Source organism: Mesorhizobium sp. M0340 (assembly GCF_040321535.1).
GTDB lineage: Bacteria > Pseudomonadota > Alphaproteobacteria > Rhizobiales > Rhizobiaceae > Mesorhizobium.
This window is the reverse complement of sequence record NZ_JAMYRR010000001.1, coordinates 57,591-79,745: the sequence shown is the minus strand read 5'-3', so window position 1 is coordinate 79,745 and position 22,155 is coordinate 57,591. Positions and strand designations below refer to the sequence as shown.

24 protein-coding genes and 1 pseudogene are annotated in these 22,155 nt (G+C 64.0%); 17 read left to right on the top strand and 8 right to left on the bottom strand.

The features are described 5' to 3' along the window. The first annotated feature begins 14 nt into the window (after nt 1–14). Genes NKI79_RS00460 through NKI79_RS00450 form a run of 3 tightly spaced genes read left to right on the top strand, consistent with a single transcriptional unit; the run spans nt 15 to nt 3,137 of the window. Nucleotides 15–1,580, top strand: coding sequence for a sugar ABC transporter ATP-binding protein (locus tag NKI79_RS00460; RefSeq protein ID WP_352799297.1), 1,566 nt, complete (start codon nt 15–17; stop codon nt 1,578–1,580). After that, nucleotides 1,577–2,593, top strand: a complete 1,017-nt coding sequence (locus tag NKI79_RS00455) for an ABC transporter permease (RefSeq protein WP_254819652.1) — start codon at nt 1,577–1,579, stop codon at nt 2,591–2,593. Before NKI79_RS00460 ends, NKI79_RS00455 begins: the two co-directional genes overlap by 4 nt. Before the next feature lie 46 nt (nt 2,594–2,639). Continuing rightward, complete coding sequence (locus NKI79_RS00450; RefSeq protein WP_352799296.1) at nt 2,640–3,137, top strand: GNAT family N-acetyltransferase; 498 nt, start codon at nt 2,640–2,642, stop codon at nt 3,135–3,137. Nucleotides 3,138–3,332: 195 nt separating this feature from the next. Here NKI79_RS00450 and NKI79_RS33185 read toward each other — a convergent pair whose 3' ends face one another. The 4 genes from NKI79_RS33185 to NKI79_RS00430 form a co-directional block, all read right to left on the bottom strand. Further along, the gene (locus NKI79_RS33185) at nt 3,333–3,977 is read right to left on the bottom strand and encodes a DUF982 domain-containing protein (protein ID WP_502909779.1); all 645 of its coding nucleotides are present in this window, start codon (nt 3,975–3,977) and stop codon (nt 3,333–3,335) included. Further along, nucleotides 3,974–4,189, bottom strand: a complete 216-nt coding sequence (locus NKI79_RS00440) for a hypothetical protein (RefSeq protein ID WP_254819654.1) — start codon at nt 4,187–4,189, stop codon at nt 3,974–3,976. Before NKI79_RS00440 ends, NKI79_RS33185 begins: the two co-directional genes overlap by 4 nt. A 103-nt stretch (nt 4,190–4,292) precedes the next feature. Next, nucleotides 4,293–5,924, bottom strand: a complete 1,632-nt coding sequence (groL, locus tag NKI79_RS00435) for a chaperonin GroEL (protein ID WP_352475547.1) — start codon at nt 5,922–5,924, stop codon at nt 4,293–4,295. A 55-nt stretch (nt 5,925–5,979) separates the two neighbouring features. Next, nucleotides 5,980–6,294: a co-chaperone GroES gene (locus NKI79_RS00430; RefSeq protein ID WP_254819656.1), complete on the bottom strand. Its 315-nt coding sequence runs from the start codon at nt 6,292–6,294 to the stop codon at nt 5,980–5,982. A gap of 364 nt (nt 6,295–6,658) precedes the next feature. Here NKI79_RS00430 and NKI79_RS00425 point away from each other — a divergent pair, with 364 nt between their 5' ends. Continuing rightward, entirely contained in the window at nt 6,659–6,928 is a 270-nt protein-coding gene (locus NKI79_RS00425; RefSeq protein ID WP_352799295.1) for an usg protein, read from the top strand. A gap of 106 nt (nt 6,929–7,034) precedes the next feature. Here the strand turns inward: NKI79_RS00425 and NKI79_RS00420 are convergent, their stop codons facing one another. Further along, nucleotides 7,035–7,298: a DUF982 domain-containing protein gene (locus tag NKI79_RS00420; RefSeq protein ID WP_352799293.1), complete on the bottom strand. Its 264-nt coding sequence runs from the start codon at nt 7,296–7,298 to the stop codon at nt 7,035–7,037. 136 nt (nt 7,299–7,434) lie between these two features. Beyond that, nucleotides 7,435–7,647: a hypothetical protein gene (locus tag NKI79_RS00415; RefSeq protein ID WP_352475551.1), complete on the bottom strand. Its 213-nt coding sequence runs from the start codon at nt 7,645–7,647 to the stop codon at nt 7,435–7,437. 339 nt (nt 7,648–7,986) lie between these two features. Here NKI79_RS00415 and NKI79_RS00410 point away from each other — a divergent pair, with 339 nt between their 5' ends. From NKI79_RS00410 to NKI79_RS00370, 9 genes are all read left to right on the top strand, one after another. Continuing rightward, nucleotides 7,987–8,463: an Hsp20 family protein gene (locus NKI79_RS00410; protein WP_254819660.1), complete on the top strand. Its 477-nt coding sequence runs from the start codon at nt 7,987–7,989 to the stop codon at nt 8,461–8,463. A gap of 29 nt (nt 8,464–8,492) precedes the next feature. Then, entirely contained in the window at nt 8,493–9,014 is a 522-nt protein-coding gene (locus NKI79_RS00405) for an Hsp20/alpha crystallin family protein (RefSeq protein WP_352799292.1), read from the top strand. A 67-nt stretch (nt 9,015–9,081) separates the two neighbouring features. Continuing rightward, complete coding sequence (locus NKI79_RS00400) at nt 9,082–9,759, top strand: hypothetical protein (RefSeq protein WP_352799291.1); 678 nt, start codon at nt 9,082–9,084, stop codon at nt 9,757–9,759. Between the two features lie 109 nt (nt 9,760–9,868). After that, nucleotides 9,869–10,471 carry a CDP-alcohol phosphatidyltransferase family protein gene (locus NKI79_RS00395; RefSeq protein ID WP_352799290.1) on the top strand — a complete coding sequence of 201 codons (603 nt, stop codon included), beginning with the start codon at nt 9,869–9,871 and terminating at the stop codon, nt 10,469–10,471. A gap of 26 nt (nt 10,472–10,497) precedes the next feature. Next, the gene (locus tag NKI79_RS00390; RefSeq protein WP_352799289.1) at nt 10,498–12,285 is read left to right on the top strand and encodes a bifunctional alpha/beta hydrolase/class I SAM-dependent methyltransferase; all 1,788 of its coding nucleotides are present in this window, start codon (nt 10,498–10,500) and stop codon (nt 12,283–12,285) included. Between the two features lie 2 nt (nt 12,286–12,287). Then, on the top strand, nt 12,288–13,631 hold the full coding sequence (locus tag NKI79_RS00385; RefSeq protein WP_352799288.1) for a phosphatase PAP2/dual specificity phosphatase family protein: 1,344 nt from the start codon (nt 12,288–12,290) through the stop codon (nt 13,629–13,631). Continuing rightward, complete coding sequence (locus tag NKI79_RS00380) at nt 13,628–14,056, top strand: hypothetical protein (RefSeq protein WP_352799287.1); 429 nt, start codon at nt 13,628–13,630, stop codon at nt 14,054–14,056. The genes NKI79_RS00385 and NKI79_RS00380 overlap by 4 nt, the downstream gene beginning before the upstream one ends. Before the next feature lie 8 nt (nt 14,057–14,064). Continuing rightward, on the top strand, nt 14,065–14,727 hold the full coding sequence (locus tag NKI79_RS00375) for a lysophospholipid acyltransferase family protein (protein ID WP_254819667.1): 663 nt from the start codon (nt 14,065–14,067) through the stop codon (nt 14,725–14,727). Between the two features lie 22 nt (nt 14,728–14,749). Then, complete coding sequence (locus tag NKI79_RS00370) at nt 14,750–15,685, top strand: phosphatidate cytidylyltransferase (protein WP_352799713.1); 936 nt, start codon at nt 14,750–14,752, stop codon at nt 15,683–15,685. A gap of 124 nt (nt 15,686–15,809) precedes the next feature. On the opposite strand, the gene NKI79_RS00365 is transcribed toward NKI79_RS00370, so the two are convergent. Further along, on the bottom strand, nt 15,810–17,801 hold the full coding sequence (locus NKI79_RS00365) for an AI-2E family transporter (protein WP_352799285.1): 1,992 nt from the start codon (nt 17,799–17,801) through the stop codon (nt 15,810–15,812). 286 nt (nt 17,802–18,087) lie between these two features. Here NKI79_RS00365 and NKI79_RS00360 point away from each other — a divergent pair, with 286 nt between their 5' ends. From NKI79_RS00360 to NKI79_RS00350, 3 genes and pseudogenes are all read left to right on the top strand, one after another. Next, nucleotides 18,088–18,378 (top strand): hypothetical protein, encoded by a 291-nt coding sequence (locus tag NKI79_RS00360; protein WP_254819668.1) that lies wholly within the window; start codon nt 18,088–18,090, stop codon nt 18,376–18,378. A 255-nt stretch (nt 18,379–18,633) separates the two neighbouring features. Beyond that, nucleotides 18,634–18,729 (top strand): annotated as a pseudogene (locus tag NKI79_RS00355) (alkylphosphonate utilization protein); the annotation flags it as partial. Nucleotides 18,730–18,917: 188 nt separating this feature from the next. Beyond that, entirely contained in the window at nt 18,918–20,888 is a 1,971-nt protein-coding gene (locus tag NKI79_RS00350; protein WP_352799283.1) for an acyltransferase family protein, read from the top strand. 227 nt (nt 20,889–21,115) lie between these two features. On the opposite strand, the gene NKI79_RS00345 is transcribed toward NKI79_RS00350, so the two are convergent. Beyond that, nucleotides 21,116–21,394: a DUF2285 domain-containing protein gene (locus NKI79_RS00345; RefSeq protein WP_352475563.1), complete on the bottom strand. Its 279-nt coding sequence runs from the start codon at nt 21,392–21,394 to the stop codon at nt 21,116–21,118. A 283-nt stretch (nt 21,395–21,677) separates the two neighbouring features. Between NKI79_RS00345 and NKI79_RS00340 the strand changes: the two genes are divergently transcribed. Further along, a complete protein-coding gene (locus NKI79_RS00340; protein ID WP_254819672.1) occupies nt 21,678–21,941 on the top strand; it encodes a hypothetical protein in 264 nt (87 codons plus the stop codon). Nucleotides 21,942–22,155: the final 214 nt, after the last annotated feature.

Genomic DNA, 22,155 nt, shown 5'->3' with positions numbered 1-22,155 from the left:
TCAAGGAGCATCCTTTGCCAGTCGAAGCCATTGCGCCCTCTCCCGCCCTGCTCGCCGTCGAGGGCGTGACCAAGCGCTTTGCCGGCGTCACCGCGCTGAACGACGTTTCGCTTGAAGTCCGTCCCGGCGAGATCCTCGGCCTGCTCGGCGAGAACGGAGCCGGCAAATCGACGCTGCTCAAGATCCTATCCGGCGTGATGCCGCCGTCCAGCGGCCGCATCGTCTTCGACGGTGTCGAATTCAGCCCGCACAATCCGCAGGATGCCAAGCGCCACGGCATCGTAACAATCTACCAGGAGCTGAGCCTGATCCCGACGCTGACCGTGGCGGAGAATATCTTCATCGGCCGCGCGCCGCTCGGCCGGTTCGGGCTGGTCAGTTGGCGGCGAATGGAGCAAGATTCCCGCACGATCATCGCTCGCGTCGGGCTCAATCTCGACCCGGCGACGCCGGTTTCCGCACTGTCGGTGGCCGAGCAGCAGCTGGTCGAAATCGCCCGCGCGCTATCGCTGAAGAGCCGCTTGATCATCATGGACGAGCCGACCTCGGCGCTGACCGAAACCGAAGTGCACAGGCTGATGTCGATCATGGACCGGCTGCGCAAGGATGGCGTCGCCATCATGTTCGTCACCCACCGGCTGGAGGAGGCATCGGCGATCTGCGACCGCATGACCGTGCTGCGCGACGGCAGGCTGGCCGGCCATCTCGACCGCGAAGGCGGGCCGATCAGGCTGCCGAAGATCATCGAGAAGATGGTCGGCCGTGCCGCGTCCGAGCTCTATGCCAGGCCGACGCAGCGCGATGTCGCCGGCGACGTCCGGCTCTCGGTGCGCGGCCTGCGCACGGTGCGCGATCCGCAGGCGCCGCACGCCATCGTACTCGAAGGCGTCGATCTCGACCTCAAGGCGGGCGAAATCCTCGGCGTCGCCGGGCTCGTCGGCTCCGGCCGCACCGAGCTCGCCCGCGCCATCTTCGGTGCCGACCGCATTGCCGCCGGCACCATCATGCTCGACGGCAGGCCGATCGCGCCGGCCTCGCCCGCCGACGCCATCGAGCTCGGCATCGGCCTGGTGCCGGAGGACCGCAAGCACCAGGCAATCTTCGCAGCACTCGCGATCCTAACCAATTTCTCGATCGCCGCGCTCGACCGCTACTCCAGTGTCGGTTTCATGGCCGAGCGGCGCGAACGCGAGGCGCTGGCAAACTACAGGAAGATGCTGTCGATCCGCATGGCTTCGCCCGAACAGGCGATCGAGGGCCTGTCCGGCGGCAACCAGCAGAAGGTGATCCTTGCCCGATGGCTGGCGCGCGATCCCAAGGTGCTGATCGTCGATGAACCGACGCGCGGCGTCGATGTCGGCGCCAAGGCGGAAGTGCACCAGATCCTGGTGGAACTCGCCGCGCGCGGCATCGCCATCATGATGATCTCATCGGAGCTGCCCGAGGTGCTTGCAGTGTCGGACAGGATCGTCACCATGCGGCGCGGGCGCATTACCGGCGAGATGCCCGGCGTCGAGGCGACCGAGGAGAAACTGATGGAACTGATGGCGCTCGACCAGAAGCAGGAAGCAACGCAATGACCAGTACGACCGAACGGAGCCAGCGCGGTGGCGTCAATATTGCGCGCCTGCTGATGAGCTTCGGCCCGCTGATGTTCCTGGCGTTGCTGATCGTCGTCTTCACCGTGCTGAAGCCGAGCTTCATCGACCCGATCAACCTGTTCAACATCATGCGCCAGATCTCGATCACCGGCCTGATCGCACTCGGCATGACCTTCGTCATCCTCACCGCCGGCATCGACCTGTCGGTCGGCTCGCTGCTCGCCTTCTGCGGCATGGTCGCGGCGGTGGTGGCCAAAGGCGGCACCGCCAACACGCTGTCGCTGTCGACAACGGGCACGCAGGGCTATGGCTGGTTCGCCGCCCTTCTCGCCGCCGTCGTCGTCGGCGCCGTGGCCGGCGGCGTCCAGGGCTTTGCCATCACCAGGCTGAAAGTGCCGCCTTTCGTCGTCACGCTCGGCGGCCTAACCGTGTTTCGCGGCCTGACCTTGACAATCTCCAATGGCGGCCCGATCTCCGGCTTCGACGCCTCGATGCGCTGGTTCGGTACCGGCCTGATCGGCCCGGTACCGGTGCCGGCGATCATCTTCGCGATTGCCGCCATCCTTTGCCACATCGTGCTGCGCTACACGCGCTACGGCCGCGCGGTCTACGCAGTCGGCGGCAATGCCGAGGCCGCGCGCCTCTCCGGCCTGCGTGTCGACCGCATCCTGATCTCGGTCTACATCATCGTCGGCTTCTTCGCCGGCCTTGCCGCCTTCGTTTTGTCGGCGCGGCTCAACTCCTCCGAAGCCGTCGCCGGCATAGGCTACGAGCTGACGGTGATCTCGGCGGTCGTTATCGGCGGCACCTCGCTGTTCGGCGGCATCGGCAGCGTCGGCGGCACGGTGGTCGGTGCAGGACTGATCGGCGTCTTGCAGAACGGGCTGCAGTTCAACAACGTCTCGTCCTACACGCAAAGCATCGTCATCGGCCTGATCCTCATCCTCGCCGTGGCCTTCGACCGCTGGCTGAAATCGCGGGTAAGGCGGTGATGGCCGAGCGAACGTTGCGGTGCCATAAACTGCCCGGGAGGTGGCGATGCCTCAAATAAGAACCATGACCGAACAGGATGTTCCGGCGGTATCGCGGCTGCTTGGAGGGTCCTGGCGACAGACCTATTCGCCGATCCTGGGTGCCGAGACCACGGCACGGCTATCGGATGAGAGGCACGCGCCGGATCGGCTGGCGTCCGAGCTCGGGGACGACAACAAGATGTCATTCGTCGCCGAGCGGGCTGACGGCTCGCTCGCCGGTTATGCGATGGCAGCGATGGACGACAAGGGCGAGGTCATGCTCGAGCGGCTCCATATAGACAAAAGCGAATACGGCACCGGCCTTGCCGCCGACCTGCTGCATGCCGTTCTTGCCGCGCATGCGGGTATTCCCAGCATCGCCCTGGAAGTGATCGAGGGCAACGACCGCGCAATCGCCTTCTATCGTAAGCACGGCTTCGAGGTCGTCGAGCGCCGGCCGGCTGCACACGGCGTGGGCGGCCACGCCTCGCTGATCATGCGCCGGCTGCTGCCGATGGCTTAGCAAGCGAAAGCGGCTGAGCGCGTAATCTCCCCCTCGAGGGCCCTCGAGGGGGAGATGTCCGGCAGGACAGAGGGGGCGCCGCGCGTGAGGCGCCAACTTTCTCTTTCGTCCAATATGGCGTCGCGCCAGGACGTACCGACCCCCTCTGTCGCCTTCGGTGACATCTCCCCCTCAAAGGGGGAGATTGGCACTCGCTCAGGCCGGGGCGTTGACGCGCTGTGGGCGCGTTGCCCAGTCGGCAACCGTCGCGCCAGCAACGCTTTCGCCGGCAACCATCCCGGTCGTCTGTGGCGCAAGCAGGTCGTTGCGGCGGGCGAAGGCAACGAAGGTGGCGCGCGCCGTTTCGGCGTCGATCTCTCCTTCCAGTGCTGCACGGCACGCTTTTGCGGCGATGTCATGCGCGGCCGTCCGGCTCGTTGCCGGCCATTCAGCCAAAAGTGCATAGGCCTCAGCCGCGCTTTCTATCTTCGTCGGCGTACCGAGGCCGGTGAGGATAGTAACCGGCTTGTCGAACGAAGCACGATCCATGACACTCTCCTTTCCTGGCTCAATCGGCTCCTTTCGGGACTCAACCGCGCGGGCGCTTCGATCCTTTAGGGCCGCCTGCAGAACGATGGCACCGATCTGCGAGTTGGACGCGATCGGGGGCATGCCCGGCCGCGACAGCAGCCGATGCACCTTGACCAGCGCCTCGAGCCAGGCCGCCACGCCCAGCGGCGGATGTTCGCGCCCGTAGAGCCACGCCTTTGCCTTGGCGAGCGGGTATCCCGCCCCTTCGGCGAAATCGTTTTCCGACCACCGCAGCAGGCGCAGGCATTCGCGCATCCGCGCCGCTATCATTTGCGCTCCTCCGTGCCGGCCCCCACGCGTTGAGCCGACAGAAACATCAGCGTGTAGGCCGCCTTGCGGCGGTCCCACCCGGCCGACTCGGCCATATCCAGCAAGCCGTCGACCAAAGGCGCCAGCGCCGCCCTGCAGTCGGCTTCATAGTTGAAATCGTTTTTCGGGCGGGTCGGCGCCGCGATCTTTCCAAAACTGTCCATCATATCCATGGCAACACCTGCTCAGCATTAGTCCCGGACCGGCAAGACCGTGCCCGCTTTTGGCGGACACGGTCCATCTGCCGTTTCGAAGTCGCGCTTTGGAAGCCTGGCTTTAGAAGTCCATGCCGCCACCGCCGGGCATTGCCGGCGCGCCAGCTTCCTTCTTCGGCTTCTCGGCCACCATCGCCTCGGTCGTCACCAGCAGGCCGGCGACGGAAGCGGCATCCTGCAGAGCGGTGCGTACGACCTTGGCCGGATCGATGACGCCCTGGCCGAAGAGATCGCCATAGTCGCCGGTCTGCGCGTTCCAGCCGAACGAGAACTCCTGCTTTTCGCGCAGCTTGCCGACGATGATCGAGCCTTCGGCGCCGGCATTCTCGGCAATCTGGCGCACCGGAGCTTCGATCGCGCGACGCACGATTTCGACACCGGTCTTCTGGTCGGGGTTGTCGACCTGAATATTGTCGAGCGCCTTTGCCGCCCGCAGCAGCGCCACGCCACCGCCGGGCAGGATGCCCTCCTCGACCGCGGCACGGGTGGCATGCATGGCGTCGTCGACCCGATCCTTGCGCTCCTTGACCTCTACCTCGGTCGAGCCGCCGACGCGGATGACGGCGACGCCACCGGCGAGCTTGGCCAGCCGCTCCTGCAGCTTCTCGCGATCATAGTCGGAGGTGGTCTCCTCGATCTGCGCCTTGATCTGGGAGACCCGGCCCTGGATTTCGCTCTTCGAGCCGGCACCGTCGACGATCGTGGTGTTTTCCTTCTCGACCACCACTTTCTTGGCGCGGCCGAGCATGTTGAGCGTGACGTTCTCGAGCTTGATGCCGAGATCCTCGCTGATTGCCGTGCCGCCGGTCAGGATGGCAATATCCTCCAGCATGGCCTTGCGGCGATCGCCGAAGCCCGGTGCCTTGACGGCCGCGACCTTCAGGCCGCCGCGCAGCTTGTTGACGACCAGCGTCGCCAGCGCCTCGCCCTCGACGTCCTCGGCGATGATCAGCAGCGGCTTGGACGACTGCACCACCGCCTCCAGCACCGGAAGCAGCGCCTGCAGGTTGGACAGCTTCTTCTCGTGGATCAGCACATAGGGCTCGTCGAGCTCGACGCGCATCTTGTCCTGGTTGGTGATGAAATAGGGGCTGAGATAGCCGCGGTCGAACTGCATGCCTTCGACGACTTCGAGCTCCGTCTCGGCGGTCTTGGCTTCTTCGACGGTAATGACGCCCTCATTGCCGACCTTTTCCATCGCTTCGGCGAGGAAGCGGCCGATCTCGGCGTCGCCATTGGCCGAGATGGTGCCGACCTGGGCGATTTCGTCGTTCCTGGTCACCTTGCGGGCATTGGCCTTGAGTTCGGCGACGACGGCTTCGACCGCCTTGTCGATACCGCGCTTCAGGTCCATCGGGTTCATGCCGGCGGCAACCGCCTTGGCGCCTTCCTGGACGATCGACTGCGCCAGAACGGTCGCGGTCGTGGTGCCGTCGCCGGCGACGTCGCTGGTCTTCGAAGCCACCTCGCGCACCATCTGTGCGCCCATATTCTCGAACTTGTCCTCGAGCTCGATCTCCTTCGCCACGGTAACGCCGTCCTTGGTGATGCGCGGCGCGCCGAACGACTTGTCGAGGACGACATTGCGGCCCTTGGGACCGAGCGTCACCCTCACCGCGTCGGCGAGGATATTGACGCCGCGCAGCATCTTCTCGCGGGCTTCGGTATGAAATTTCACATCTTTGGCAGCCATTGGATCACTCCTTCGATAGGCAGCTTCGTTGACTGGAATGCTTGTTCAGGCCCACTCAGGCAGCCTTCTTCATCTCGCCGGCGCCCTCGATAACGCCCAGCACGTCGCTCTCTTTCATGATGAGCAGATCCTCGCCATTGAGCTTGATCTCGGTGCCGGACCATTTGCCGAATAGGATGCGGTCGCCGACCTTGACGTCGAGCGGTTGCAATTGGCCGCTGTCGTCGCGCGCGCCCGGACCGGCGGCAATGACCTCGCCCTCCTGCGGCTTCTCCTTGGCGGTGTCGGGGATGATGATGCCGCCGGCGGTCTTCTCGTCGACCTCGATACGGCGGACCAGGATACGGTCGTGCAATGGACGGAACGTCATGTCGTTCTCCTCTCGGGACAAACAGATTTTCGAAGATCCTCCTGACCGAACCGGCAATATCGGCCCGGCACGGGGTGCGCGACCCCTTCATCAGGCATCGCGCGCATACGAACTAGTCGCGCTTTTTTCTGCTTTCAAGAGGGTCACGCAAAAATTTTAGCACTCGACGCATGAGAGTGCCAATGCACTGTAATCGTTCGCACATTGGCCGCTCTCAGCTAAAGTGCGGCTCAAATTTTGGCGCGATATTTCAAAATGCCGCCCGTCCGGAGCCGCTCGTGGCGGTGGGAACCTATGTGGAAGGCGAGGCGTTTTGCAGACCGAGATTTCAACGGACCGAGATTTCAACGGAAAGGACGATCGCATGACCAGCAGGGACTTTCAGCTCCAGATGCAAGGGTTTGGTCTTACCACGGCGGAGATCCACTACCGCCTGCCCGATCATCGGAACCTGCTGCAACTCTATATCTGGCAGGAATACGATATTGCCCCCGATTTCCCGACGCTGAAGCATTTCCTCGATTTCTGGGAGCGCGAAATCGAAGGCCCGCTGCATTCGGTGCGCGTCGCCCATCATCACCTGATCCAGCCCTCCGAATGGCGGGCCGTAAACGGCATTATCACCGTCCACTGAGGAGCAAGCCGATCTGTCGCTAGACAGCGGACAAAGTCTCTCGCGGCGGGGGAAGGCAGTTGCCTCTCCCCACTTGTTTTGGATCTCAAATATCGGAGGGTCCGGGCTAGCCGGCGTGGTCAACAGGCTCGCAGGCGAGCAATCCCGCGTTGCGCGCCGCCCTGACGAAGGCCTTGCGCGCATCACGCGCGGTGCGCCAGCCGTCGAGCGCGTCGCGGCAGGCCCGACAGGCGGCGCGCCAACTCCGGCCGCGTGCACGGTCCGGCCACTGCTGACGCATGCATTCGATGGCTTCCCAACTACTGGCGACCTTGCGCTGGCTGGACTGGAATTTCAACGTGATCGGCTCGGCGAAGCGGACGTCGTCCATCACTTCCTCCTTGTTTTCTGATCGTCTTCTTGTTTGAGCAAGCAACGTCATGCTGGCGGCACCGGCGACCAGCCGGCGCCGCTGAAGGACATGGTTCGTCCCTTTGCGCGGTTCAAGAGCATCGCGGCAACAGCGGTTATTCCTCCTCGTCCGGCCCTTGCAGCAGTTCGATCAGCGTCGCTACTCTTGCCGTCGGCAGCGGTCGGCCTTCGTTCACCAGCGCCTCGTCGGCGGCGATCCAGGCCAGGGCCTCACGCAATTCCTGGACCGTCCCGTCCGTCGCCGCAATGTCGGCGATAACGGCGTCGTCGACCGGGCCCAGCACGGAAATGATCTCGTCGCGTGTCATGGTCAGCTCCATCTGCGAGTGCCGGGAATGGGCCCGGCAACACAAGAATCTGGGTCTTGACCTGCGGCAGACAATAACCGGCCGGGGAACTCGGCGTTGGCGATTGAAGCCAAACAGGCAATCTCCTGCCGGACATCTCCCACAAGTAGATTGGCAGCCTCGCCGAACCGACCAAAAACCGGCCCGAAAACCGGCAACGCGAGAGCCATCGGGGTCTTGACTTGCGGCGGACAATAACCAAATCGATGGCACCGGCCGCCGAAATGGGGCCGGCGAAACCAGGGAGCGCCAGCTCTTTGGCGCTCCTCGTATCTATGTTGCTCGATGGAGGATGTAGCTATGAGAACCGCATTCGACTTTTCCCCGCTCTATCGGTCGAGCATCGGCTTCGACCGCGTCTTCAACCTGCTGGAAAATGCGCCGCAGGCTTTCGACGCCTGGCCGCCCTATGACATCGCGCGCAGCAGCGAGAACAACTACCGCGTCACTATCGCCGTCGCTGGCTTTTCCGAGGACGACCTCGAAATCATTCATGAACCCAACCTCCTGATTGTCTCCGGCCAGCACAAGGAGCCGGACAACGCAGAGTATCTGCATCATGGCCTCGCCACACGGCCCTTTACCCGCCGTTTCGAGCTTGCCGATCACGTCAAGGTCGCAGGCGCCTCGCTCGACAACGGCCTGCTCAGCATCGATCTGGTACGTGAGGTGCCCGAGGAGATGAAGCCTCGGCGCATCGCCATCGCGACCGATGTCGCCTCGCCGAAGACCGGGCCGAAGGCCGCGCAGGTCGAAGCAAACAAGCAGGCTGCCTGAACGAACCAGTCGAGAAAGGAGACTATGCAATGGCTATTCGTGATCTCATTCCCTGGGGCCGGGAGAACAATCAGGCCCCCAGCCTGTTCCGCAGCGGCGATCGCGATCCCTTCCTGACGCTGCATCGCGAAATGAACCGCCTGTTCGACGAGGCGTTCCGCGGCTTCGACACGAGGCTGCCGTCGCTCGGTGGCTTCTCCGCTGCCCGCGCCAGCTGGCCGAGTGTCGAAATCTCCGATAGCGAAAAGGAGATCCGCGTCACCGCCGAGATCCCCGGAATGGACGAGAAAGACGTCGAGCTGCTGCTCGATGACGGTGTGCTGACGCTGCGCGGCGAGAAGCGTGAAGAGACCGAGGACAAGGACAGGCAGTTCTCCGAACGCTTCTATGGCCGTTTCGAGCGGCGTATCCCGCTCGGCTACGAAGTGGACGAAGAAAAGGTGAACGCCGCGTTCCGGAACGGCGTGCTCAGCGTGACGCTGCCGAAGACGGAGCACGCTCAGGCCAAGGCCAAGCGTATCGCCATCAACGGCGGCAACGGCAAGTCCTGATGGCTCGCAGCAGGACGACGCCCGCTTCTGCCCTGCCGGTTCCGGCGGGCAGAAGCGGGCAATGTCGATGACCCGTTCTCCCGACGCTCCGGTTCCGCCTGACCAGGCGCAGCAAGTCTTGCAGTGCCTGACGACCGAGCATTTCGTGCTGCAAAACGCTCGCGCCGCGACCATTCAGGAAGCGAACCAGCGAGCCAATCTGTTCCTGACCTCGGTCTCGAGCGCAACGATTGCCTTGTCCTTCGTCGCCCAGGTCACGGAGATGGGCAGGCCGTTCGTGTTGTTCAGCCTTATCTTGCTACCTTGCCTTTTCTTCATCGGCCTGGTCACCTTCGTGCGCGCTGTGCAGGTTGCCATCGAGGACATGGTGCATGCCCGCGGCATGGCCAGGATCCGCCACTATTTCGTCGAGCTGGCGCCGGTCCTGCAAAGATACCTTGTCAACTCCACGCATGACGACCTCTCGGCGGTGCTGGTCGACAAGGGCCTCCGCCCCTCGCCGCTGCAATATTTCATGACCACCGCTGGGATGGTGGGCACGATCAACGGCGCCATCGCCGGCGCCTTCACCGGCATCGTTGTTAAGTCCGCTTTCGGCGGAGGCATGTCGCCCGGCGTGATTTGCGGGCTGGCGGTCTTCGCGACATGCATTCTCGTCCTGCGGCGTTATCATAGTCGCGCCTGGGCCACGGCCGAGGAAAGCTTGCCCGCACGGTTCCCGGTCGACAATGGCAGGGAAAGCTAGCGCCGACATATCCGGATGTCGAAAAGTGGCAGGGCGCCGCCCTTGCGTCTTGCGCGCCAATTGACCATCCTCGCCAACATCATTTGCACCGCGGCCGGGGGGTTCGCACATGCCGACGCTTTATGCGCTGAAACCGGCCTTCCAGGCCAGGCTGCGGCCGCTTGCCGACGGCCTGGCCAAGGCCGGCGTCACCGCCAACCAGATCACACTGCTGGCCGCTGGCCTCTCGCTCGCCGCCGGCCTTGCGGTGGCAGCCCTTGCAGGCCGCCGCGCGGTCTTTCTGCTGATGCCGCTCGTGCTGTTTACGCGAATGGCGCTAAACGCCATTGACGGCATGCTCGCAAGGGAACATGGCCAGGCCTCGACGCTCGGCATGTATCTCAACGAGCTTTGTGATGTCGTCTCCGATCTCGCTTTGATCCTGGCCTTTACCGTCATTTTTCCTGTCTGGGGCGTCGTTGCATTCGCTATCGCGGCTATGATCGCGGAATTCGCCGGCGTGCTCGGCATCGCGGCCGGAGCTGGGCGCAACTATGCCGGCCCGTTCGGCAAAAGCGACCGGGCGCTGGCGCTTGGCATCCTCGCCGTGCTTATCGCGTCCGGCCTGTGGGTCCCGGCGGCCACGCCGCTTGTGTTTCCGGCCATGGCTACACTCTCGCTGGCGACCGCCATCAACCGGATACGCAGCGGCCTTAACGGGAGCGGCAGCTGAATTCCGGTCTCGCCAGGGAGAACAACATGCTTCACCAACAGACGGTTGCCGCCGTGGCTTCAGTCAATATCGAGCGGGTGGCGCAGGAGCGCAGCTTCAAAAGCCACGATGGCACAGAGATCTTCTATCGCTATTGGCCGGCGCTGTCGGAAAACCGCAAGGGCGCCATCCTGCTGTTCCACCGCGGCCACGAGCATGGCGGCCGTATGGCGCATCTGGTCGACGAGTTCCAGATGCCCGACCACGCCTTCTATGCGTGGGACGCGCGCGGCAATGGCCGCTCCGCCGGCGAACGCGGCTATGCGCCGTCGTTTGCCGCGCTGGTGCGCGACATCGATTGTTTTGTGCGCGAGATCGACAGTGACGGCTTTGCCCGGCGCGACATCGCGCTGATCGCGCAATCCTTCGGCGCCGTGCTTGCCGCCGCCTGGGTGCACGATTACGCGCCCGACATTCGCGCCCTGGTGCTGGCCTCGCCAGCTTTCTCGGTCAAGCTCTACGTGCCCTTCGCCAAGCAAGGCATTGCGTTGTGGCAGAAGCTGAAGGGCCGCTTCTTCGTGAATTCCTACGTCAAGGCGAAATTCCTGACGCATGACCCCGAGCGTATCGCCTCCTTCGACGCCGACCCGCTGATCACCCGGCCGATCGCCTCCAACATCCTGGTCGAGCTCTACGGCCATGCCGCGCGCATCGTCGCCGACGCCCGCGCCATCACCGTGCCGACACAGCTTCTGATCTCCGGCAGTGACTGGGTGGTGCGGCATGAACCGCAGCACGAGTTTTTCGTCAATCTGGCGAGCCCGGCCAAGGAGCGGCATGTGCTGCCCGGCTTCTTCCACGACACGCTGGGCGAGCGCGACCGCCACAAGGCACTCGACCTGATCAGGCCTTTCCTTGAAAAGCAATTCGCGGCGTCGGAAAATCCAATCGACCTGACCGAGGCCGACCGCGCCGGCTACACGCGCGACGAGGCCGACCGGCTGGCCTCGCCACTGCCGCTGCTGTCGCTAAGGGGCCTCTACTGGGCAATGAGCCGCGCTTCGATCCGCATGGGCGCCTGGCTGTCGTCCGGCATGAAGACGGGGATTGCCACCGGCTTCGATTCGGGCTCGACGCTCGACTATGTCTACGAGAACGAGGCGCGGGGCATCAGCCCCATCGGCCGCATGATCGACCGCACCTTTCTCGATGCCATCGGCTGGCGCGGCATCCGCCAGCGCAAGCTGCATCTGGAAGAACTGATCGGCAGCGCCGCCGCCTCGCTCAAGGCCGCCGGCCGGCCGATCCATATCGTCGATGTCGCCGCCGGCCATGGCCGCTACGTGCTCGATGCCGTGCAGAAATGCGCCGAGCCGCCGGCAAGCGTACGGCTGCAGGATTTCTCCGAGCTCAACGTCTCGCTCGGCCGCAAGCTGATCGCCGAGCGCCAGCTGCCGGCGACCGTCACTTTCCATCAAGGTGACGCCTTCGACGCCACGATGCTGGCCGGGCTCGACCCGGCCCCGGACCTCGCCATCGTCTCGGGGCTCTACGAGTTGTTTTCCGACAATGCCGTGATCGCCCGCTCGCTCGGTGGACTGGCCAGCGCCATGCAGCCGGGAAGCCTGCTCGTCTATACCAACCAGCCCTGGCATCCGCAGCTCGAGATGATCGCGCGCAGCCTGACCTCGCATCGCGGCGGCCAGGCCTGGGTGATGCGCCGCCGCACGCAGGCCGAGATGGACCAGCTGGTGGCGGCCGCCGGCTTCGAGAAGCTCGACCAGCGCATCGACCAGTGGGGCATCTTCACCGTTTCGGTCGCGCGGCGCGTCTGAACATGGACTTGCCTGCCTCTGCCTTACCTCGCGATGCCCCTGCCCTTCCGGCCTTGCCGCGTGAGCCGTATCCCGGGATCGTCCTGCGCGCCGCATTGTGGCTGGCATTTCTGGCGCCGTTCTTCTACGCCACCTACGGCTTCGCCAATTGGCTGGCGTCGCGGCGCGACGATGTCGGCAGCATCGTCTTCGGCTGGGAGCATGGCATCCCGTTCCTTGCCTGGACGATCGTGCCCTACTGGTCGATCAACCTGTTCTATGGCTTGTCGTTGCTGTTGAACAATTCGAAGAGCGGCGTCGACCGCCTTGCCGGCCGCTATCTGACGGCGCAGCTCGTCGCCGTCGCCTGCTTCATCCTGTTCCCGCTAACTGCGACCTTCGTGCGCCCGCAGACGAGCGGCCTGCCCGGCTTCATGTTCGCCGTGCTCGGCGGCTTCGACAAACCCTTCAATCAGGCGCCGTCGCTGCATATCGCGCTGCTGGTCATCATCTGGGACCATTGGCGTTACAGATTGACCGGCGTCGCCGGCTTCGCCTGGCATGTCTGGTGTTTCCTGATCGGCGCCTCGGTGCTGACGACGTGGCAGCACCATTTCATCGACATTCCGACCGGCGCGCTGCTCGGCCTTTTCGCCCTGTGGCTGTTTCCGCGCGACAGCGAGCTGCCGTTCACCGGCTTCCGCCTGAGCGCTGACCCGAAGGCGCGGCGGTTGGCGCTGTTCTATGCGCTCGGCGCAAGCCTTGCCCTGGCCGGGGCCGCTGCCGGCGCGTTGGTCTCGGCGCTGTGGCTCATCCTGTTGTGGCCGGCACTGGCGCTGGCCATAGTCGCTTTCGCCTACGCCGGCGCCGGCGCCAAAGTGTTCCAGAAAACAGCCGACGGCCGCGTGTCGCTGGCCAGCCGTCTACTGCTTTGGCCCTACCGCCTTGGCGCCAAGGCCAATGTGTGGGCATGGACGCGAAAGCTTCCGGCGCATATCGTCATTGCCGACGGTGTTTCCCTTGGCCGTTTTCCGACCGCCGCCGAAGCCGACCCTTTCGGCACGGTGATCGACCTTGCCGGCGAACTGGAAAGGCCGCGCGGCACCTCGATCCGCTGGGTGAGCCTGCCCATGGTCGACCTTTTGCCGCCGTCTCGCGAGGCGCGTGCGCAAGCGGTGGCGGCGATCGGGGCGGCGCAGAAGCAGGGCGCGGTGCTGGTCTGCTGTGCGCTCGGCTTCCAACGCAGCGCCGCCGTGGTCGCCGAATGGCTGGTCGCCAGCGGCCGGGCCGCCACGCCCGATCAGGCGCGAGGCAAGCTCGCCGCCGCGGGCCGGCCGGTGCATCTTTGCACGGATGCACCGGCATGACCCTCTATCGTGACAGGGCCGAAGCGTTCGCTGCCGGGCTGATGGTGCAGGTGGCATGGCCGCTGCTGCTGATTGCTGCTGCCTTGCTGGCGGCGCCGGTCATCGGCCTGGCGGCTGCGCCGCAAACATCGTCGCTGTCCGCGGTAGCCTGGGTAATCGCCGCCGCAAGTGCCATAGCCACAATCATTCTCTCGGCCCTGCTTTTGTTCGATGCGCTGCTGTTTCGGCTGATGGCCAGCCACGCCAGCGAGGCAGGCGGCGGCGCGGCGATCGACGACGTGCTGGCGCGCATGCGGCTGAAGTCCAAGGCTGCCGGCGGCCGCTCGCTCGAGCAGCGGATGGCCGGCACGCGCCGCCTGCTCGCCACGCAGCGTATCGCGTTCGGCCTGTTCGCGGCGGCCTCGCTCGTCGCGGCATTCTTTTGAGCCCGTCCATGACAAAGCTTCGCGTCAGCACCTATACCCTGCTGCAGACGGTGACCTCGGTCGGCCTGTCGGCGCTGGCCTGGGCGGTCACCGGCGTGCGGCCGATCTGGAACGGCAGCCAGCCATCGGACCGGCAGCGCATCTACTTCGCCAACCATGCCAGCCACGGCGATTTCATCCTGCTGTCGGCCTGCCTCAGCGAGAAGGAACGCGCCCGTACCCATGCGGTGGCGGCCGCCGATTATTGGGGCAAGACGCGGCTGCGCCGTTTCATTGCCGAGGACATGCTGTCTTCCGTGCTGATCCACCGGCAGTGGACGGATGAAACGCAGCACCCGATCTCGATCATGCTGTCGGTGCTCGACCAGGGCCATTCGCTGATCCTGTTTCCCGAAGGCACGCGCAACATGACCGACGAACCGCTCCTGCCGTTCCGCTCCGGCCTCTACAATCTGTCGATGGCGCGGCCCGATGTCGAGCTCATCCCCTGCTGGATCGAGAACATGTCGCGGGTGCTGCCCAAGGGGCAATTCGTGCCGGTGCCGCTGCTCTGCCGCGTCGTCTTCGGCGCGCCGATCGCCATTCAACCTGGTGAGGAACGCCGCGCCTTTCTCGACCGCGCCCGCGAAACGCTGCTGGCGCTGAACCCCCGGCCGGAGCGAGACGATTGAGGATCAAGGCAAAATGCTGCCGATGATGCACGAAACCCTCATTCTGATTGTCGGCCTGCTGGCGGTGCTGATCAGCGCCAGCGTCGTCGCCGGCGTTTTGTCGTGGCGCGCGCCGAAGCCGTTGTCGCCGACGCTGGTCAACCTCACCCAGCGCATCAATGCCTGGTGGGTGATGGTGGTGGCGATCACCGTTGCCTTCTTCTTCGGCCGCCCCGGCATGACCATCCTGTTCGCGCTGATTTCGTTCGCCGCGTTGCGCGAATTCGTGACGCTGACGCACAGCCGCCGCAGCGACCACTGGGTGCTGCTCGGCATGTTCGGCATCGTCATCCCGTTCCAGTACTGGCTGGTGTGGACCGCCGGGTATGGCCTGTTCACCATCTTCATCCCGGTCTACTGCTTCCTGCTGATGCCGGCGATCACCGCGCTGCACGGCGACACCGAGCGCTTTCTCGAGCGCGTCTCGGCGCAGCAATGGGCGGTCATGATTTCGGTCTACTGCGTCAGCCACGTGCCGGCGCTGCTGACGCTCGATGTGCCTGGCTTCGAAGGCCGCAACCTGTTGCTGATCGCTTTCCTGATCATCACCGTGCAAGGCAGCGACGTGCTGCAATATATCTTCGGCAAGCTGTTCGGCCGGCATCTCCTGGCGCCGACGGTCTCGCCGTCGAAGACTTGGGAGGGGCTGGTCGGCGGGCTGGCGGCATCGAGCCTGCTCGGCGTGCTACTGTCGTTTCTGACGCCATTTTCGCCGCTGCAGGCAGCCGGCGTCGCCTTCATCGCCTGCCTGATGGGCTTCCTCGGCGGGCTGGTCGCCTCCGCCATCAAGCGCGATCAGGGCGTCAAGGACTGGGGCCATCTGATCGAAGGCCATGGCGGCATGATGGACCGTGCTGACAGCCTGGTCTTCGCCGCCCCGGTCTTCTTCCATACGGTGCGCTATTTCTGGACTGTATGAAGGTTGGCGCCGTTTGCCGCGGCGGACGGTTCAGCGCGACCTTGCGAAGATACCTGATCCGTTTGGTTATTACCACTTTCGCGAAAGCGGTAATAACCCGACCTGCCGCCGTCGTCGGCCGCGTTCATTTTGCCGCGGCGAGCGGCTCTTTCTTGCGCGCCGGCGTCAGGCGGCGCATGCGGCGTCTGGCGGTGGTCTTCAGCGCCACCGGCGGAGCGCTGGACAACGCGCCGATCACCGCGCCGACCATGCCGTGTGCGACGAAATCGGCGTTGATCTCATTGGCCAATCTGGCGTCTGCCTCCTGGTTGTCGCTGTCGGGCTCCGACCACAATACGACGCCCACCCGCAACCTTGGTTTGGCGCGTTTCAGCCGACGGACCAGGAACCGGCCGTGCTTGACGGAATCGCGGTTCAAAAATCCGACGACGACGGTATCGACGGCGTCGAGTTCAAGGCGGCGAATGCGTCCCGGTTCCAGATCGGCGAAGCTCGCCCTCAACACCGTAGCGCGCTGGACTTCGAGCACCTGCGCCAGCATGGCGGCAGCGGCGTCGTCGAGTTCGCCGCGCCCTCCGGCGCACAGCACCGACATGCCCGTGCCATCCGGCAGTTCGGTGTCGTCCTCGTCCTCCCCCTGAATCTGCTTGTCCTCGCGTACGCCGTTGTCCTCGGCTGCGGCCGTATCGTCCGCTTCCGCCTCCTCCTGCGCGCTGTCGTCGAGGTTCGCCACCATCGTCAGCGCGCTGCCGGCGACCTGCTGTCTTTGCTCATCGCTCAACACACCACGCACACGGTCCTGCTCGCCGAGCAGAAGTGCGGGAATCGCGACCTTGTCGTAGAACTCGACCAGATAGTTTTCCTCCAGCATCTCCTCGGCATGGTCTGTCGCTTCTTCGGGGTCGCCAGCCAGTAGCCGTTGGTAAAGCCGGGCGTGCGGTTCGAGCACGGGTTCGTTGCCGAACAGAACGTCGAGGAATTCGAACTGCGGCACATGGCGGCCGAGCACGACGAGGCAGACCGTGAGCGGCGTCGACAGAACCAGGCCCAATGGCCCCCAGAGCCAGGTCCAGAAGATCGCCGCAACGATGATGGCCAATGGCGACAGCCCGGTGCGCGAGCCGTAGAGCCAGGGTTCGATCACGTTGCCGGTGATCAGTTCCACGACCACGAAAAGCCCGGCGGTCCAGAGCACGAGCGACCAGCCGGGCGCCACGGCCAGCGCCAGGAACAGAGGCAGCAGCGTCGCGATGACCGGGCCGATATAGGGAACGAAGCGCAGCGCCAGCGCCAGCAAACCCCACAGCAATGGATTGGGTATGCCCAGAACCCAAAGCCCGAACGTAATCGGTACGGCATAGACGATGTTCACGACCAATTGCATGAGCAGGTAGCGGCCGACCCGCTTGCCGGCATCCTGCAGCGCCTCGGTGGTTCGATGCAGATCGCCGTAGCCGACGAGACGTATGAAACGATCGCGCAGGTCTTCCCGCTCAAGCAGCATGAATATGACGACCACGACGATCAGCCCGGCCGATGCCAGCGGGCTCAGCAGCGGGCCGATCAGATTCTGGAGAACCTCGAGCGGTCGTTCGCGCGCGACGATTTCGACCGGGATCGGCTCCCGCGGAGGCTGATCGGCGGCGGGTTGCACAGGTGCGGGTCTGTCGAGTTCCTGGCCGACGCGTTCGATCACCCGGCTCAATCTGGAAACGATACCGCCGCCGACGCCGGTGTCCTTGAGGGACCGGACCTTGGTCAGGATATTAGCCTGGTAAAGCGGGATGTTCTGCGCCAGTTCACTGACCTGCGTGGCGACGATGAAGGAGAACAGCGCCAGCACCATGAATGCGCCGAGCACGCTCGCGATCACGGCAGGAAGACGCGGAATGCCGGCGCGCTTGAGTGCCGACACCATCGGTACAAGCGCAAAGGTAAGCAGCAGGGCGATTGCGATCGGCAGAAAGACCTCGCGCCCGAAATAGAGCGCCGCGACGGCCGTCACGACCGACGCTACGCTGGGCAACGATGTGCGCGGAAGCGCCCTGGCAGCGGCAACAATACCCGCCCGCCGGGGCTCCGCCAGGTGCGCGCCGTTTCGACGATTTGCCGCCACTTTATACCTCCGCCCGCCGTCGCCATGATCGGGCATATTGAGCCGGCGTGCAACTTTGCAGCGTCTCCCCCAACTGGACACCGATTGCCCTGGACCTTCATTGGCTTTGTCGGGCTTCAGATCGGCAGCGCGGCTATTCAGTCACGGTAGAATTTTTTGCATAAATGGCGTCACGGGCAATCCTGTTCCATGTCTGCGCCAGAACGCGGAACTTTTGGGTCAAAACACCGTTCCTTCGTAGATCGCTGATGGATAACCTCAAAGCAGCAGCTCAGGAGGAATGATCATGAACATCAAGATGCTTTGCATGGGCGCGATGGCGCTTTCAATGATGACCGGCGCAGCGCTTGCCGCCGGTGCCACTGGCACCTCGGCGCTCGACGATCCGCAGAAAATGTCGCCCTTCTTCACCGACGCCGGCATGAAGAGCATGAAGTCGGAAGCCGAATTCAAGACCGCATGGATGGCCATGTCCACGAGCGACCGGGCCATGGTGTTGAAGGAATGCAGCGACGCCGGCATCGCCAAGACGCATGCCGACTTCTGCAAGATGGCCAACCAGCTCGGTAACAAGTGACCGCCGGCTTTCTGCCGATTGTAATAAGGGACCAAGCGAAAGGGCGGGCAGGTCCGCCATTGTGCACCTTCCAGTCTGCACCGGCGGGCGCCCAGCCATTTGACGTTGCTACGCCGGAATATCCGCGCAATGAAGGCCGGCTTTTGTTCGATTGCCGTGGCCATCGGCATGGCCTGGTCGGAACGCATGTCGCGGAGTGGCAATGCCACCCCGAGCGGTCCCGTCTGCTCGCAGCCCGCCGGTTGGCCTCCGCATGGCATTGCCGGCACCGGCAATTCGGGCGAGATCGAATGCAGCACCAGGCAGGTGAAGGGCCTGGTGCTGAGGACCGAGTTTTTGAAAAAGGCCTGATCGCCTCGGCACCCTTCGCTTCCATATCAATCGCATCGTGACTGAACCGCCAATGTGAGCGCCCATGCGATGAGTGGGAGGAGCCTGTCCCCTCGCCCTATGTTGCACTGCGTTAGATTTGTTGCATTGCAATATCGGCGCATCGGGTCGAGCCTCTGCGAGGTGGGCATTCCTTGCACGAGGTGATTGTGTCGGCATCATTTCGGCCTGACATCGAAGGGCTGCGCGCACTGGCGGTGGCGGGTGTCATCGCCTTCCATTTTGGTCTCTCCGGCCTGCCCGGCGGCTTTGCTGGCGTCGACATCTTCTTCGTCATCTCCGGCTACCTGATTACAAAACACCTGGTTACGGAAATAACCGAAACCGGGCGGCTGAACCTCTGGCGCTTCTACGCCCGGCGCGCCCGGCGCCTGCTGCCGGCGGCACTGTTCGTCATTCTCGCCACGCTGTTTGCTGGTTACTTCATCCTGTCGCCGGAGGAACAGGCGCTCTATTCGAAAGGCGCTATGTTCGCCTCCGCCTACATGATCAACCTCTGGCTGATCCGCTGGTCGTTCGACTATTTCGCCGCCGACGCCACCAACAACCCCTTCATCCACTTCTGGTCGCTCTCGGTCGAAGAACAATTCTATTTGGCATGGCCGGCGCTGCTTTTGATGGCCGCATGGCTGCGCCCAGGCAAGCGCACCGCTATAATCGTCATTGGCCTCGCCGGCCTAGCCTCCTTCGCCGCCTGCGCCTGGCTGACGGAAGTGTCGCAGCCCTGGGCCTTCTACTTCTCGCCTCTCAGGGCCTGGGAATTCGCCGCCGGCGGCCTCGCGACCATGGCGCCGGCAAAGATCTGGCGCGACCGGCCGCTGCTGGCCACGCTCCAGGCATGCCTCGGTCTGGTGCTGATCGCCTGGGCCTATCTGATGCTGGACGAAGACTCGCCGTTTCCCGGGGTGAATGCGCTGGCGCCTGTCGCCGGCACCGTGCTGCTGCTGCTCGGCGGCAGCGGCGGCCGCAATCTGCCGAGCGCCGTGCTGGCGCTGGCGCCCCTGCAATGGCTGGGCCGGCTGTCGTATTCACTCTATCTCTGGCACTGGCCGGTTATAGTCTACGCGGCAATGGTGGTTCCCAACCTGTCCATCCTGGACCGCTTTGCCTGCGCGGCGCTGACGCTGGTTCTGTCGATGTTCACCTATCATTTCATCGAGAACCCGATCCGCCGCAACGGCTGGCTGATGGCCGGAGCAGCGCGGGCGCTGGTGCCCGCCGCCGCGCTGACCGGCGCCGGCGTGGTCGCGGCCTATGGCAATGCGCGCTTTGCCGAGCACAATCTCAGCCCCGAACAGCACGTCATCGCCGACAGCGCCGCCCAGCTCTCCACCGTGCGCGCGACCAATGGCGGCTGCGTGCTCGATTTCGAGACCGTCAAGCCGAAGCCCTGCATGTTCGGCCGCAAGGATGCCCAGCGCTCGGTCGTGCTGTTCGGCGACTCGCATGCCGACCATTGGTCGACGCCGCTGATCAAGGCGGCCGAGAAGAACAATTTTCGCGTCGTCACCTTTCTCAAATCCTCCTGCCGGGCTTCGCGGGTGACGACCTGGAACTGGCGGCTGAAGCGCGACTACACCGAATGCGACCAGTGGCGCGAGCAGTCGGTCCAGGACATCATCGCGCTGCATCCGCAACTGGTGGTGATCTCGGAATTCTCGATCGGCAATGTGATGAAGGAATCGCACGAGGAGTTGAAGCACGCCGATTGGCAGGCGCAGTGGCGGACGGGCCTCACCTGGACGCTTCAGGCCTTCAGCCAGGCCGGCATCAAGGTCGCGGTCATCAGGGACGTTCCCTACAATGCAAGCTACGCCGACAAATGCGTGGCGCGCGCTCTGTGGCGGGGCCAGACGCCCGCGACATGCGACACGCCGAGGATCATGGCGGCAAACGACGACATCGCCGCAGTCGAGCGCGACATCGTGCGCTCGACGCCGAACGCCACTTACATCGACATGACCGACCGGTTTTGCGACCAGACCACCTGCCACGTCTTCATCGACGGCAAACTAGCCTTCCGCGACCGCCACCACCTGGCAACGCCCTTCGCCGAAACGCTGGAGCCGGCGGTGGAACGGGCGCTGTTTTCGGATGTGATGGCGGCGGCTGTGAAGTAACAGTGCGGGATCTTGTCGGATCACGACCGACCAGCCCTTGGCGAGCAACCCACGCCAGGTCAGCTAAGGATGAGACCAGCCAGTAAAACGGTAAGGATAAGCGACAGCGGAACTGCAAGAAGGCAGCACAGCTCGAAAGTATTGGCTCGCCAAGAAGTCATTGGTCGCTTTTCCATGTTGGCCTCCTCCCTCAACGGCCAGACCGGACGGCGGTTCCTAGATGGTGCTCATCCCCACCACTCATCACGCAATTGGCGCAGTTCGTTCCGCTTCCTGGTCATCCATCGTGCACGCGCCAAATGTGTCGCCCACGCCCGGAAAGCCCTCTCCGGTTCCCGCTCCGGATCAATGTGCAGAACGATGCGGGCGACCTCGCGCCAATCGGTTCCTTCCGCCGAAGCATCGAGCAGCCGGATATAAGTAAGCATGCGATCTTCGTCATAACCGGTCAGAACCGAAGACGTCGGCGCTGCGTTCGCGATATGAAGGTTTGGCGGCTTTAGCATTGCGACCTACCAGCACTGGCGCACCGTAGCAGCCTATGAAGAAGCCGGCGCCCTTTGATCGGAGGATGCGGATCGAGATTCGCCTCGACGGTCGACAAATGCGGGCCTCGGGCGGTGGTTCCACGCCCAGCAGGGCTCACGCCTCACCCATGCGATCGGGTGGACGCAATCTATGTATTTTACTATGTATTTCAGTGGAACCTAATTTAGTCGGCGTAATTATGCGTGCGTGAGAAAGCGTGAAATCCAGACCGTCACTGAAAGCCGGCTATCGCGGGATCAGTTGGCCGATGATCCAGTGATTGCAGTCGATTTGACCGAACGGATATTGCAGGCGGCCGACAACGACAGGATAGTCTGCCTCGTCGTGGCAACGGAGCAGCTGGAAGCCGACCGCATCGAGAAAGCGGAGCCTCAGGAGACCAGGATTGCCGCGAGTTTCGTCCGGGACTTTGAGGTGATGCTGCTTGTTCTTTATGCGGCCTACGCCCTCGCTGTGCTGGGTGCGACCGCTTTCGTTTTGCTGGAACTGGGGCATGTCCTATAGATCGGCAAGGTGACGGGACTGGCACCGCCCGATTGTCGCTGTTTTGACGGGACACCGGGATACATACGGCGCGGACCACAACCAGCTCGAGGCTTGCGTCGACGGCCACCCTGCCGCACAGCCAGAGGCATTTTCGCCCACGCGGCGCTAATTGGGGCTCTCAGTTGGGGGCATCTTGCTAATTTGTGGAACGAGCCTGCCCCTCGCGGGTTTT

Coding starts and splice junctions, on each gene's coding strand:
- NKI79_RS00455 (WP_254819652.1), top strand. CDS start 1,577: ATGACCAGTACGACCGAACGGAGCCAGCGCGGTGGCGTCAATATTGCG.
- NKI79_RS00450 (WP_352799296.1), top strand. CDS start 2,640: ATGCCTCAAATAAGAACCATGACCGAACAGGATGTTCCGGCGGTATCG.
- NKI79_RS33185 (WP_502909779.1), bottom strand. CDS start 3,977: ATGATAGCGGCGCGGATGCGCGAATGCCTGCGCCTGCTGCGGTGGTCG.
- NKI79_RS00440 (WP_254819654.1), bottom strand. CDS start 4,189: ATGGATATGATGGACAGTTTTGGAAAGATCGCGGCGCCGACCCGCCCG.
- groL (WP_352475547.1), bottom strand. CDS start 5,924: ATGGCTGCCAAAGATGTGAAATTTCATACCGAAGCCCGCGAGAAGATG.
- NKI79_RS00430 (WP_254819656.1), bottom strand. CDS start 6,294: ATGACGTTCCGTCCATTGCACGACCGTATCCTGGTCCGCCGTATCGAG.
- NKI79_RS00425 (WP_352799295.1), top strand. CDS start 6,659: ATGACCAGCAGGGACTTTCAGCTCCAGATGCAAGGGTTTGGTCTTACC.
- NKI79_RS00420 (WP_352799293.1), bottom strand. CDS start 7,298: ATGGACGACGTCCGCTTCGCCGAGCCGATCACGTTGAAATTCCAGTCC.
- NKI79_RS00415 (WP_352475551.1), bottom strand. CDS start 7,647: ATGACACGCGACGAGATCATTTCCGTGCTGGGCCCGGTCGACGACGCC.
- NKI79_RS00410 (WP_254819660.1), top strand. CDS start 7,987: ATGAGAACCGCATTCGACTTTTCCCCGCTCTATCGGTCGAGCATCGGC.
- NKI79_RS00405 (WP_352799292.1), top strand. CDS start 8,493: ATGGCTATTCGTGATCTCATTCCCTGGGGCCGGGAGAACAATCAGGCC.
- NKI79_RS00400 (WP_352799291.1), top strand. CDS start 9,082: ATGACCCGTTCTCCCGACGCTCCGGTTCCGCCTGACCAGGCGCAGCAA.
- NKI79_RS00395 (WP_352799290.1), top strand. CDS start 9,869: ATGCCGACGCTTTATGCGCTGAAACCGGCCTTCCAGGCCAGGCTGCGG.
- NKI79_RS00390 (WP_352799289.1), top strand. CDS start 10,498: ATGCTTCACCAACAGACGGTTGCCGCCGTGGCTTCAGTCAATATCGAG.
- NKI79_RS00385 (WP_352799288.1), top strand. CDS start 12,288: ATGGACTTGCCTGCCTCTGCCTTACCTCGCGATGCCCCTGCCCTTCCG.
- NKI79_RS00380 (WP_352799287.1), top strand. CDS start 13,628: ATGACCCTCTATCGTGACAGGGCCGAAGCGTTCGCTGCCGGGCTGATG.
- NKI79_RS00375 (WP_254819667.1), top strand. CDS start 14,065: ATGACAAAGCTTCGCGTCAGCACCTATACCCTGCTGCAGACGGTGACC.
- NKI79_RS00370 (WP_352799713.1), top strand. CDS start 14,750: ATGATGCACGAAACCCTCATTCTGATTGTCGGCCTGCTGGCGGTGCTG.
- NKI79_RS00360 (WP_254819668.1), top strand. CDS start 18,088: ATGAACATCAAGATGCTTTGCATGGGCGCGATGGCGCTTTCAATGATG.
- NKI79_RS00345 (WP_352475563.1), bottom strand. CDS start 21,394: ATGCTAAAGCCGCCAAACCTTCATATCGCGAACGCAGCGCCGACGTCT.